The sequence below is a fragment of the Legionella gresilensis genome, from assembly GCF_900639865.1.
GTDB lineage: Bacteria > Pseudomonadota > Gammaproteobacteria > Legionellales > Legionellaceae > Legionella_C > Legionella_C gresilensis.
Genome location: NZ_CAAAHX010000001.1, coordinates 78883 through 92294 on the forward strand (window position 1 = coordinate 78883; position 13412 = coordinate 92294).

Consider the following 13412-nt stretch of genomic DNA (forward strand, 5'->3'; position numbering starts at 1 on the left):
ACTCCTATTTCCCTGCATTTAAATTAAAATCAATTTTCCTTTTCTGCCATTTCCCTGCAACTTTCACTGTTTCTTCTAAAGAAAGTACAGTTGGTGTAATTCGAGTTATTTGACCAAAATTTTTCCCCATATAATCACCAGGTCTAACGCGTACAATCTCACCATTAGGAAGGCTAATTAAACCCCATATTGTAGGGGTCTGCTCTAACGTACCTACGAATTTTAACGCGTCCAAAGGAAACTGTTCTAAACGCTGTTTTGGCCTTGTGGTATCTGGCGCTAACTCATCCGTAATAACAACCACAACTTCTTTCTGTTTGAATGGATTACGTCGATTATCAATTTCAGGATAAGAAAATTTTATAGGCGGTAGAAACGTAGGTAAAGGCTCAATGGGACGTGCCTTACGTGCTTTAACTTCTTTAATATATTGATCTAAGTCATCTTCATTTGTACTTGAGCAAGCAGATAGAGTTAGAATCAATAATAAAATTAACCATCCTTGTATTTTCATTTAGTTTTATATCTATAAATTTTTGCTGTTAATTGCATTATAAGTAGATCACCTATAGGTTTTTTTTGTTTTTCATCTATTTGTTGCTTTATTTCAAAATCATGTAACGTAACGATACGACTCATTTGTATAACACGGCTAACAAATACAGCTAATTGATGATAATTACCTACTACAGCAATTTTAATTGGTAACTCAATATAGAAATCATGTTTTACCTCAGTCTGAGGCGCGAAGCTATCAAACGTTAAACCGCTTGCTATTCCTGTTTTTGAAATATCTTCTAATAAACCTGGCATTTCATTTTCTGCTGGCAGCTGCTTTAACATGGCACCAAAACGCTCTTTCATTACTTGTAATTGTAATTTATAAGCAACAAGATTAGCTGCTAATCTCTGTTTTTGCTCAAATTCTGCACGAAGAGTCTGTTCTTGATTTAATAGACTAGCATGTGTTTCTAGATTAGGTTTTATTAGAAATAAATAGCCAAAACCAATAATAATAGCTGCTAATAATAATGCCGCCAAATATTTTATTAATGGTGGCCATTGTCCGACATTCTCTAATGTTAACTCATTTAAATTTATTTTATTCATTATAAAGGACTTTTCGGTTTTAAAACAAAGCTTAAAGTAAATTCATTATTTACTACTGAAGCCTGATTGACTGGGACTTGATTATTTAAGGGTTCTTTATTTTTTTTAATCTCAGTTAGGACTGGATCTTGAATCCATGGGCTTTGCTCAATATTACGCATTAAAATTGAAACATTTGTATTTGACTCTGCATAGCCTTGCACAGTAATTTTATCTTCTACTCGTTTTACTTGAGTCAGATAAATGCCATCAGGAACGACTTTAATTAACTCATCAAATAAATACACTGTTAAGGTACGTTTTGCTTGTAAACCTTGAACGATTTTCATACGTGAAATTAATTCACTTCGAACTTGTTTAAGCTGCTTTATCTCCTTAATTTGTCGATTAAAAGTATTAATCTCATCCTGCAGGCGCTGATTTCGTGCTGTTTGGGCGCTATTTAAATCTTGTACATAATAATTTATAAGAATTACAATACCTATCCCAATTAAGAGAGCGCCTAACATTAAGGTACGAAATTCTCTTTTCTCTTGCTCTCGACGTACTTCTCTCCAAGGTAATAAATTAATATTTGTCATAACGCTTTACCAATATTTCGTAAAGCTAACCCGCATGCAATCATTAATAATGGGGTATCACTATTAACATACTCCGCATTTAACTTTCTACTCAAAGTCAGAGAAGAGAAAGGATTCGCTTTTAAAGTCGTTATCTTTATTTCCTCTTCTATTTTTTTTTCAATATGCGGTATTTTAGCCACGCCACCAGTCAATAGAATTTGATCAACAGTTGAGTAATTACTGGTTGAATAAAAAAACTGTAATGCTCTTTTTACATGAAGTATGAATGTTTCTAGAAAAGGATTAATAATTTCTTCCTGATAGTCTGCTGGCACTTGTGATTGGGTTACTAACTGCAGCGCTTCCTCATGAGAAAGATGATAATGATGCTTGATGGCCTCAATTAGCTGAGTACCACCAAATTCTTCTTCTCGAGTAAAAATAATTTCATTATTTTTTAAAACGAACAAATTAGCAAATAAAGAGCCAATATCAACGACTGCTGTAATTTTATTCTCAACAAGTCCCCCTGCATTACATGCTCTTTCAATTGCAAAAGATTCAACATCCATGATTTTGACTTGTAATCCGGCTTTGGTTGCTGCCTCAACCCGATTAATGACATTTTCTGAACGTGATGCAACCACAAGCACATCAACTAGCGTTGTATTTCTAGCTGAAGGACCTATAATTTCGAAATCTATATTTACCTCTTCAATCGGGAATGGAATAAACTTATCAGCTTCCATAATTACCAGCTCTTCAATCTCAGAATTATTCAGTCCTTCGTTGACTTGAATAACTTTACTTATGACTAATGAATCGGGTAAAGACAAAACAGCTAGCTTAGCTTTTAAGCGGTTACGATTGATAATATCTTGTATAGTTCGCCCAACAGCATCAATATCCTTAATGGCGTGCCCTTCCATTGTATTAGGCGGTAAAGGCTGGTAACCATAACCTTCAACTATACGATGGCCTTCCTTTCCTGACATTTCAACAACTTTAATAGCCGTTGAGCTAATATCTATTCCTAAGATAGGAGGGCATTTAGAACTAAGATTAAACACTGACCCCACCTCCATATGTATATATAGCATGCTAGCTTATGCGGTATAAAAAAGAAATCCTTATGAGGCAATTACTAAATTAATGCTTTGATTACCTATAATTATAAACTTAAATAAATTTAGAAATTTAATAATCACATAAATTATTAAGTTTTTAAACTGTTCAAGGCTTGCTCTCTCCGTTTGTATTAAATATAGTGTGTAAACAAGAGGAGAGAACCCTTGTAACTACGTAAAGGAGCTATTATATGTCACGTTTACAAGAATTTATAACCAAATTAGGCCGAGTAATTATACATTATGCTGAGACACAAAGTTCAAAAACTTATGATACAAAGGAAATATTAGCCAAACCTCATAAGGAATTAGTAGAGAAATTAACTAGCATTCTCAATGAAGATATTAAATATGAATCTAGGCGCTCTTGTCTAAATTATTTTATTTACGTAATTAATGAGGTAAAACCCCTTGTCGAAAAAGATACACCTTTAATAGAATCAGAAATATTATTAATTAAAGAAATTTTACAAAAATTTTTACTTACACTTTTTGATTTATTAGATATCACTCAAAGCACTGAAGTAAAATTAAAATATAATAATATCGAAGAAGGCGCAAAACGCTTTATTAGCAGAAATTGGTCTTTTTCATTTAACTCTGAAAAAGTTTTGTCTGAAATGGGAAAGACGGTAACTAATTATCTTGTGAATAATATTAGTGCTAAGACAAGTAATGAAGTTGCTTTATATATTGAAACAATTATCAATGAGCATCAAAATATTTTACTTGTCCCTCTTTTAAAGCAGCAATTTCAACTGCTTTGTCAAGACAAGAATGTATTGGCTCAAAATTTAAACAATGCGCTAGAAGCTAACAAAGAACTAGAACAAGCATTAGCTGTAGAAAAAGAAAAAAGTGGAGAAGTAATTTCTGAATTAAAAAATAACTTTGAAACCCAAAGTACTATGCTAAAGAGTGCTCAAGATGAAATTAGTCTTCTCCAAAATAAGCAGAATGAATATAAAAATACAATTGCAAGGCTTGAAAGGGAAAATCATCAATTAAGGGCAACAACTCCGACTCCCCCTATTATAGGCGGGCGCTCAGCTCTTTATCCTTCTCTAAGCTTCTTTCCGACAACGCCAGGAATTTTTGGCCGTCTAGCTTTAAACAACACTCTGCAAGACACTAATGATACTATTCCATCAACACTATCACCAAGTCCAACCAATATGAATAATGTTGAATAATACTTAAACATTAATTTATATTCAGTAAGCCCTTATAGGGCTTACGCTTTATAAAATTAATAAGCGCTAGTGAACTCTAAGGTCTTTACTAAATTTAATTAAATTTTCACTAATAATGAATAGTATCGTTCGCCAAGTGGTATAAAATAGCGCTATAATCGCAAATTCAATATAATTGTACAAAATTACACTAATCTAATATGAAAAAAGCGATTTACTTCTGGCGTAAAGGTTTATGGACTCTTTTAAGCCTATTTTTCCTAATTACTATTGGAATAAGCTTTCTTTATTTATATCTAGCAAGCCAATTACCTGACGTTGAATCTCTTAATACTGTGCATTTACAAGTTCCTTTGCGCATTTACACTCAAGATGGGAAATTGATTCAAGAGTATGGCGAGAAAAAGCGTATCCCCGTAACTTATGAAGAAATTCCTAAAATGCTTATTTACGCTCTACTTGCTACTGAAGATCAACGTTTCTTTGAGCACTCAGGCGTTGATATCTTTGGTCTAGGACGCGCTACCTTAAAAATGCTTAAAACGGGGACTAAAGCGGAAGGTGGTAGTACTATCACCATGCAGGTGGCACGAAACTTCTTTCTAAGTCGCAAAAAAACGTTTTTACGTAAATTTAATGAAATTTTGTTAGCCATTAAAATCGATCGAGAGTTAAGTAAAGAAAAAATTTTAGAGCTTTATCTAAATAAAATTTATTTAGGAAACCGTGCTTATGGTGTAGGCGCTGCTGCTAATGTTTATTATGGCAAGCCATTAAAGGATTTAAATTTAGCCGAACTAGCAATGATTGCAGGGTTGCCACAAGCTCCTTCTACGCAAAATCCTATTGTCAATCCAGCTGCAGCCCGGAAAAGACGTGATCATGTTTTAGAGCGTTTATTTGAAGAAAAGTACATTACTGAAGCACAATACAAGGAAGCTCTTAGTCAACCTATTACAGCTAAATATCATGGCGCTAAAGTGGAAGTACCTGCCCCTTATGTTGCTGAGATGATTCGCCAATCTCTTTATAATCACTTTGGCCCTGCTGCTTATACAAAGGGATATAATGTTTATACAACAATCAAAGGGGCCTATCAGCTAACCGCTAATCAAACTGTAGCTGAAAATTTACTTAGTTATGATCGTCGTCATGGCTATCGAGGCCCTGTTAGTAATATTGATATACAAGGCAAACCAAAAGAATCATTAAATAAATATCTTCTCCATTATCCTGCTTTTAATGGCCTAGAACCTGCTATCATTTTAAATATTGATAATCAGGAGGCACAAGGGTTAACTCGGTTTAATGAAGAATTTACTTTAAAGTGGTCTGGTATGTCTTGGGCAAGACCTGCACTTAGAAAGGGCTGGGTTGGCAAGCAACCTACTTATGCTAAACAAATTCTTAAAGTAGGTGATATTGTTTATGTAAGAAAACAACAAGATGAATGGGTTTTAAGTCAAGTCCCCGAAATTGAAGCAGCTTTAATCGCTTTAAATCCCAATGATGGTGCGCTTTTAGCTCTAGTTGGTGGCTTTAATTTTGATAAAAGTAAATTTAACCGTGCTACTCAATCTAATAGACAACCAGGCTCAAGCTTCAAACCATTTATTTATGCCGCAGCCTTAGATAAGGGTTATACATTAGCAACCTTAGTTAACGATGCTCCTATTGTTGTTGAAGATCCTAGTCAACCAGATTTATGGCGACCACATAATGATACGTTAACTTTTAACGGCCCAACACGGCTTAAAGAAGCACTTGTACGTTCACGGAATATGGTTTCCATACGCGTATTAGATGATTTAGGCCTTAATTATGCTATTGACTATGTTTCTCGCTTTGGTTTCCATAAAGAAAATCTTCCTAGAGGACTATCTTTAGCACTTGGTAGCTTATCTATAAGTCCTATGGAATTAACTACAGCTTATGCTGTCTTTGCTAATGGTGGTTATAAAATTGAGCCCTATTTAATTGATCATATCACTGATAACGAAGGCGAGATTCTGCTACAAGCAAAACCTGCTAAAGTTTGCCAACAAGATTGCGAACAAAATGCTACGTCTGACTCTTCATCGCAAGCACCTCGAGTAATTCCTGCCGATACAGCATTTCTTATGACTTCAGCTTTAAAAGGTGTTGTGCAACATGGTACAGCGCATGCTGCAAATATTCTTGACCGCCAAGATTTAGCTGGAAAAACAGGTACAACAAATGATCAAGTTGATGCTTGGTTTGCTGGATTTACTCCAGATTTAGTTGTAACAACTTGGGTTGGTTATGATGCTCCTCACTCACTTCATGAATATGCAGCTAGTATCGCTTTACCTATGTGGATAGACTTCATGAAAGTTGCTTTACAAGACATACCAGAACGCGCACTTCCACAACCCAAGAATATTGTTGCTGTCCGCATTGATCCTCAAACAGGATTATTAGCCAGACAAAATCAAAATAATAGTATTGTTGAGTATTTTCGAGAACAAGATGTACCTAGTGAAGAAGGTGTAGCAAATACGTCAAGTTTTGCTACATCCCAAGAAGAACAAAAAGAAGTTTTTTAATATATCAGCAGTTCCTTTGGTTATTGGCTGCTAAATACCTTAACCCTGTAATCTTAGAGAAATTAAGAAAAAATGATAACTTAATTTCTCTATAAATAATTATCGTTTAAACATAATCAAAATGATAAGCAATAGAAGCCATTACTTCATTTAAAAGAAAATGTTTCGCTTTAAAAGGATTAATTGTGAAAACACTACCCGTCACGGCATCATTAGCTATCCTCTTAGTGCGCAACTCACCTGCATCAACAAAGCGGTAGCCAAGCCCAATACTAAGGTTATTAGTAAAGAAGTAGTCAGCGCCAACACCTGCATCCCAAGCAAAACTAGTTTCTGAGTCGCCATGTATAAATGTGTCATAAGATAGCTCAGTTCCATTAAATGGAATTTCTACATTCCGTAAAGTTTTTATCTTATTATAAGCCACACCAACGCCACCTTTGACATAAGGTACAAAGCCACCCCAATTTACAGCAGGCTTAAGAATCATATCAAACAAGAACGTTTGGATTTTAATACCACGTGCTTCGTAACGATCTTGAAGAAAATAATTAGGATTTTCTACATCAAGGCCATAAGCGGCATGTAAATCATAATTATAACCACTACGATAATCCCAGGTAAATTGGAACGCTAAATTTGGATTGAATGTATAACCAGCGAATAAACCACCAAATCCTCCAACACCTAAATCACGTGACCAATCGCTATTGTCTGGCGCAAGTACAGTTAAACGACGCGACCCACTAAAAATCGGCTGAAAATGCGTATTGACAGAAATAGAACCACCACCTTCAGCACCGACATAAAATCTTGGTGCAAGAGGAGAAATATCTCCCATTGTGCCAGCCGCAGCTAATCCGCTACCGCAGCATAGAGTTGCTGCAACCATTGTTTTCCATTTCATATTTTTCATTCTCCTTCATGAAATCATGACAAAATTTTAAATTAACTTGTAGTAATTTTCTTTATACCTTTAAAGGTTCTATGGACATGGGTTATCTCTGTAAATTTAATTCGTTAAGTTTTGTAATAGATTTTGAAAAATACTGTGGATAAGTAGACTCCAAATTTTTAACGTTAGTCTATATGCGATAAAACTTGTTAACGCCTTAAAGCGCTTTGGTTTTGTTGCAGGGATAAATTTCAGAGCTGATTACAACCAAACTACCCCCTATCATCCACGCGCTGGCGGGAATTCATTCATTAATTAGTACAAAACTAAATTCTATATGGATTCCCGCCTGCGCGGGAATGACATTGCTTCATATAGAAAAAGACATCTATTATGTATACAATAATACTAAGCGCTTCGGACTATTTAAGGCAAACTCAAATTAACTATTCAAAGCATTAATAGCTGGAATATATTCAAAGCCTAGGTCTAATGCAACTGCTTCATAAGTAATCATTCCCTTATGAACATTTAAGCCATTTAATAAATGTGGGTCTTGCAATAAAGCAGGTTTAATTCCCTTAGTTACTAAACTCATAACAAATGGCAATGTCGCATTATTCAAAGCAAAGGTTGATGTACGCGGTACTGCACCTGGCATATTAGCGACACAGTAATGGACAACATTATCAACAACATAGGTTGGATCTTGATGAGTAGTTGGGCGACTTGTCTCAAAGCATCCCCCTTGATCGATAGCCACATCGACCACAACTGAACCAGGACGCATGGTTTTTAACATGGCTCTCGTCACTAACTTCGGTGCAGCGGCTCCGTGTACAAGCACAGCACCTATCACTAAATCAGCAGTTGCTATGTATTGTTCTAATGCATCAGAGGTAGCATAAATAGTATTTAATTTAGCACCGAATTGAAAATCTAATTCACGTAAGCGAGGCAAGAATTTATCTAAAACAATCACCCGCGCTTCCATACCCATAGCCATACGTACAGCATTAGTACCAACAACGCCGCCACCAATGACTACAACATTAGCGGCCGCTACACCAGGCACGCCACCTAGCAAAACGCCACTTCCGCCCTGAGCCATTTCAAGGCAATGTGCTCCCGCTTGAATTGACATACGCCCGGCAACTTGCGACATAGGGGTTAACAAAGGTAGGCCGCCATCATTTTGTGTTACAGTTTCATAAGCGATAGCAGTAACACCTGACTCTTTTAGTAGGCGTGCTTGATGTGGATCAGGTGCTAAATGTAGATAAGTGAATATGGTTTGACCTTCTCTTAAACGCTTACATTCAATAGGTTGAGGTTCTTTTACTTTAATAATTAAATCTGCTTTAGCAAAAACCTCATCAGCCGTATCAACAATCTCTGCTCCTGCTATTTGATATTCTTCATCACAAATACCAATCCCTAAGCCAGCGCCTTTCTCAACAAAAACCGAACTTCCAGCTCGAACAATTTCCCTAACACTTGCAGGAACTAAACCTACTCTATTTTCTTGAGGTTTAATTTCTTTAGGTATACCAACGATCATAATATCTCCTAAGATTGCTTCAATTGTTCTATTAGTTCTGGAACTAATTCAAATAAATCGCCGACTAAACCGTAGGTGGCAATTTGAAAGATAGGAGCATCAGGATCTTTGTTAATGGCAACAATAATTTTTGAATCCTTCATACCAGCTAAGTGTTGTACTGCTCCCGAAATCCCTATCGCAATATAGAGCTCCGGTGCAACAATTTTACCTGTTTGCCCAACTTGGCAATCATTAAGAATATATCCTGCATCAACAGCCGCCCTTGATGCACCTACAGCAGCGCCTAAAGCATCTGCTAATTCTTCAATAAGCTTAAATTTTTCCGCGCTTTGTAAACCACGTCCTCCTGAAACAATAATTTTAGCACTTGATAAATCAGGTCGCACTGAACGACTTAATTCCTGTTTAATAAAGGTTGTGTTTTTGTCAAAAATTACATTATCTATTGTTTCAATACAGCAAGGTGTCTGGCTTGCTAGCGTGCTTGAAAAAGCAGTTGTGCGAATGGTCAACACTTTTTTATTATCAAGAACTTTAACTGTTTCAATTGCATTACCAGCATAAATAGGATGCTCAAATGTCTCAGAATCAATGATTCGAATAACATCTGAAACCTGAGCTACCTCTAATTTTGCTGCAACACGCGGCATTATATTTTTACCAAATGTTGTTGAAGGGGCCAAAATAAATGCATAATCTTTAACAATTGCTGTAATAAGTTGACTCGTATTTTCTGCTAAATGATGTTGGTAAGCTTCGTTGTCTATCAATAAAACCATGCCCGCGCCCACTAAAGCGGCTGCTTCTTCTGCTACTTGCTTACACTGATATCCTACCACTAAGAGTGTTGGATGCTCGTCTAGTTTTAATGCAGCCGAGAAAGTACTGCGGGTAGATGCATGCATTTTTTGATTATCATGTTCAACAATTACTAAAGCACTCATTATTTCTCCTTATCAAAGCACTTTGGCCTCATTTAATTTTTCAACAAGTGACTTAACTGAATCAAGTATGACACCAGCTGAACGTGCAGAAGGAGGCTTTACTGAAAGTACTTGAACATGCTCGTGTAAATTAAGTTGTAAACTTTCTATAGATAGAATCTCCAGTGGTTTACGTTTTGCTTTCATAATATTAGGTAAACTAGCATAGCGAGGTTCATTCAAGCGTAAATCTGTACTAACAACCGCCGGTAGTGTTAAAGCAAGCGTTTCTAAACCACCATCAATTTCACGTGTAACCTGCAAGGAGGTACCGTCAATTTCTAGCTTAGATGCATAGGTTGCCTGTGGCCAGTCAAGTAGCGCTGCCAACATCTGAGGCGTTTGATTGTTATCGCCATCAATCGTTTGTTTACCCATAAGTATTAAACTTGGCTGCTCTTGCGCTACAATTTTTTGTAAAATCTTTGCAATATTTAAACTACAGTAATGCTTTTCACTCTTTACTAAAATAGCACTGTCTGCGCCTAAAGCGAGTGCGTGTCGCAGTGTTTCTTGCGTCGAATCACTTCCGACTGTAACAGCAACAACCTCAGAGGCAATATTTTTTTCTTTTAAACGAACTGCCTCTTCAAGCGCGATCTCATCGAAAGGGTTCATAGACATCTTTACGTTTTGTGTTTCAACCCCCATGTGATCTGGTGTAATCCTTATCTTGACGTAGGGATCAATAACACGTTTTACTGCAACAAGTATTTTCATACTTCCTCGCTGGAAATCCAAATCAACAAGCATCTTGCCAGAGGTATATATCCAATTCAAGGTTGGAAGTGATATTCATCATTAAATATTTATGGGACTTACGAAAAACACCATTCTCTTCGTTAAAAAATAGGTTTACTCGCTCATTTAGTCTATCTAAACTCCCTCATTAAACCTATTTTTGCCTCGACCTTGATATTTTTCGTAAGTCCTAATTTTCTTGAATAATGATTAGAATTTACTTCGGTACTCATAATTTAAATATAGTTTAATTTAAAGCTATGTATTTGAGCAAAAGCAAAAAACCCGTATTTAAAATCATAATGATATTAATCATTTATTTATAGAGATTTCTAATAAACTTTTTCTGCAGCATGGTCTAACAAATTAGACAAATATTTTGAAAAGTCTATTCCTATTTCAGTATGCCGTAACCCGAATTCAACAGCTGCCTGTAAATAGCCTAATTTTGAACCGCAATCATATCGTTTTCCACGAAAGTGATAAGTAATCACTGATTCATAGTTTAACAAATGTTGAATAGCGTCAGTTAATTGTATTTCACCTCTGCGATCAGCTTTTATCTTTTTTAAAGAGGCAAAAATACTTGGGGTAAAAACATAACGACCAACAGCTGCAAAGTTTGAAGGCGCTTCATCAACAGTAGGTTTTTCAATCATCGCGTGTAGCTTAGCGTAATCCTTATTAATAGAATCTAATTTAACCACACCATACTGATGTACCTTTTCCCAAGATACTTGTTGAACTGCCAAAATAGAATGCTTATTATATTCAAAATGCTCTGTCATTGCAGATAAACAGGGTAACTTTGATTCATCAATTAAATCATCCGCTAAAAGTACCGCAAACGGTTCATTGCCAACAACATGCTCAGCACATAAGATAGCATGTCCTAAACCTAATGGTTGATTCTGCCTAACATAGGTAAATTGAATATGAGCAGGTGAAACATTTTTTACTAGTTCTAATAAGAATTCTTTTCCTTCTTCTTCAAGTCTAGCTTCCAGCTCGAAATGTTTATCGAAATGATCTTCAATAGCGCGTTTAGTTGAACTAGTAATAAAGATCATATGCGTGATCCCTGCTCTTACAGCTTCCTCAACCGCATATTGAATTAAAGGCTTATCAACAATAGGAAGCATTTCTTTTGGATTTGCTTTGGTTGCAGGTAAAAATCGAGTACCTAAGCCCGCTACTGGAAAAACAGCCTTTTTAATTTGCATAATGAACAAGCTCCATATCTTCCATATTAGAAATAACAGGCCGACCAACTGAGTAATAGTAAGCTATTCCTGCTTTTTGTACGGACGCTAAGGGAAAACAATTGCGTCCATCAAAAAGAGGCACGCCATCTAATTTATCACGCAAAATAGCTAAAGAATAATCCTTAAACTGAGGCCATTCAGTAGCAATAATTAATGCGTCAATTTTAGATTTAAATACATCATTTATATCTTGACACCACACAATATTATCAGAGGAGTTAAATAATAGTTGTGCTTTCGTAACTGCAGCTGGATCAAAGGCCCTTATCTTTACGCCTGCTTTTAAAAATGCTTGAATCGCTACAAGGCTACTAGCTTCACGTAAATCATCTGTACCGGGCTTAAACGCTAAACCCCAAAAACCAATTTTTAAGCCTTGTAATTGCTGTTGAAAATGCTTTGCTACTTGATCAAACAACCAGTTTTTTTGTGATTCATTAACTTTATCTATAGCATCTAAAAAAGTGGTATCAATATTTAACACTTGTGCGGTCTGAGCAAGTGCTCGTACATCTTTTGGAAAGCAAGAACCACCATAGCCAATGCCGGCTTGCAAAAAATAAGGTCCTATACGTGGATCAAGGGCCATCCCATCCCTAACATCTTCAATATTAGCACCTACTTTTTCTGCAAGTTGGCTAACTTGATTCATAAAACTAATTCGACAGGCTAACATAGCATTAGCAGCATATTTTGTTAATTCTGCAGAACTTCTACTCATCGTTAGAAAAGGAATATCCTTATCAATTAACGGTTGATATAATTTTTTTAGACAAGAGAGTGCATATGCATTTCCACCAACAATAATACGATCAGCATTTAAAAAATCGCTAATTGCGCACCCTTCCCGTAAAAATTCAGGGTTAGAAGCGATGGTTAACTTAATCTGCTTCTTCGTAATACTCATTTTTTCATGGACCAAGCTCTCAATAATATTACCTGTTCCAACGGGTACCGTTGATTTAGTAACTAATACTGCATCTTGAGTAACATGCTCTATAATCAAATCTATCACTGAAAAAACTTGCGATAAATCAGCATGACCATCAGGCAAACTGGGCGTGCCAGTAGCAATTATAAAAACCTGGCTTGATTGAATAGCATGAACTAGATCACTGGTAAAAGTTAAACTACCTAAACTTAATTGCTCCTTAAGTAACTCTTCTAAACCCTGCTCATAAATAGGGCACTGGCCACCTTCTAACATGCCTATTCGTTTAGAATTTATATCTGCACAGATTACTTGGTGTCCAAGTTTAGCGAAACAGGCACTAGAAACTAAACCAACATATCCAGCGCCGAAAACTGCAATATTCATTATTCTCTCGCTATATCAACCTAAGGCAGTATTATTAATAAAATTTGAGTGAATAACAAATAATCTTATTGAAATAAAGTCAACTG

At 35.9% G+C, this 13412-nt stretch carries 12 protein-coding genes; 2 read left to right on the forward strand and 10 right to left on the reverse strand.

Going from position 1 to position 13412, the window contains the following annotated elements:
• Positions 1-4: 4 nt before the first annotated feature.
• Genes E1P04_RS00310 through pilM form a run of 4 tightly spaced genes read right to left on the reverse strand, consistent with a single transcriptional unit; the run spans position 5 to position 2743 of the window.
• The gene (locus tag E1P04_RS00310) at positions 5-514 is read right to left on the reverse strand and encodes a pilus assembly protein PilP (protein ID WP_131780945.1); all 510 of its coding nucleotides are present in this window, start codon (positions 512-514) and stop codon (positions 5-7) included.
• The gene (locus E1P04_RS00315) at positions 511-1110 is read right to left on the reverse strand and encodes a type IV pilus inner membrane component PilO (protein WP_131780946.1); all 600 of its coding nucleotides are present in this window, start codon (positions 1108-1110) and stop codon (positions 511-513) included. Before E1P04_RS00315 ends, E1P04_RS00310 begins: the two co-directional genes overlap by 4 nt.
• Positions 1110-1691, reverse strand: a complete 582-nt coding sequence (locus E1P04_RS00320; protein ID WP_131780947.1) for a PilN domain-containing protein — start codon at positions 1689-1691, stop codon at positions 1110-1112. The genes E1P04_RS00315 and E1P04_RS00320 overlap by 1 nt, the downstream gene beginning before the upstream one ends.
• Positions 1688-2743: a type IV pilus assembly protein PilM gene (gene pilM, locus E1P04_RS00325; RefSeq protein ID WP_242604355.1), complete on the reverse strand. Its 1056-nt coding sequence runs from the start codon at positions 2741-2743 to the stop codon at positions 1688-1690. Before pilM ends, E1P04_RS00320 begins: the two co-directional genes overlap by 4 nt.
• A 248-nt stretch (positions 2744-2991) precedes the next feature.
• Here pilM and E1P04_RS00330 point away from each other — a divergent pair, with 248 nt between their 5' ends.
• Both E1P04_RS00330 and E1P04_RS00335 read left to right on the forward strand, forming a co-directional pair.
• Positions 2992-3993, forward strand: a complete 1002-nt coding sequence (locus E1P04_RS00330) for a coiled-coil domain-containing protein (RefSeq protein WP_131780948.1) — start codon at positions 2992-2994, stop codon at positions 3991-3993.
• Between the two features lie 200 nt (positions 3994-4193).
• Positions 4194-6560: a penicillin-binding protein 1A gene (locus E1P04_RS00335; protein WP_131780949.1), complete on the forward strand. Its 2367-nt coding sequence runs from the start codon at positions 4194-4196 to the stop codon at positions 6558-6560.
• Between the two features lie 106 nt (positions 6561-6666).
• On the opposite strand, the gene E1P04_RS00340 is transcribed toward E1P04_RS00335, so the two are convergent.
• From E1P04_RS00340 to E1P04_RS00365, 6 genes are all read right to left on the reverse strand, one after another.
• A complete protein-coding gene (locus E1P04_RS00340) occupies positions 6667-7467 on the reverse strand; it encodes an outer membrane protein (protein WP_131780950.1) in 801 nt (266 codons plus the stop codon).
• Positions 7468-7897: 430 nt separating this feature from the next.
• Positions 7898-9016, reverse strand: coding sequence for an alanine dehydrogenase (gene ald, locus E1P04_RS00345; protein WP_131780951.1), 1119 nt, complete (start codon positions 9014-9016; stop codon positions 7898-7900).
• A gap of 8 nt (positions 9017-9024) precedes the next feature.
• Positions 9025-9963 carry an electron transfer flavoprotein subunit alpha/FixB family protein gene (locus E1P04_RS00350; protein WP_131780952.1) on the reverse strand — a complete coding sequence of 313 codons (939 nt, stop codon included), beginning with the start codon at positions 9961-9963 and terminating at the stop codon, positions 9025-9027.
• Positions 9964-9975: 12 nt separating this feature from the next.
• Entirely contained in the window at positions 9976-10722 is a 747-nt protein-coding gene (locus tag E1P04_RS00355; RefSeq protein ID WP_131780953.1) for an electron transfer flavoprotein subunit beta/FixA family protein, read from the reverse strand.
• A gap of 353 nt (positions 10723-11075) precedes the next feature.
• Positions 11076-11969: a UTP--glucose-1-phosphate uridylyltransferase GalU gene (gene galU / locus E1P04_RS00360; protein WP_427853021.1), complete on the reverse strand. Its 894-nt coding sequence runs from the start codon at positions 11967-11969 to the stop codon at positions 11076-11078.
• Entirely contained in the window at positions 11956-13326 is a 1371-nt protein-coding gene (locus E1P04_RS00365) for a UDP-glucose dehydrogenase family protein (protein WP_131780955.1), read from the reverse strand. Before E1P04_RS00365 ends, galU begins: the two co-directional genes overlap by 14 nt.
• Positions 13327-13412 lie beyond the last annotated feature (86 nt).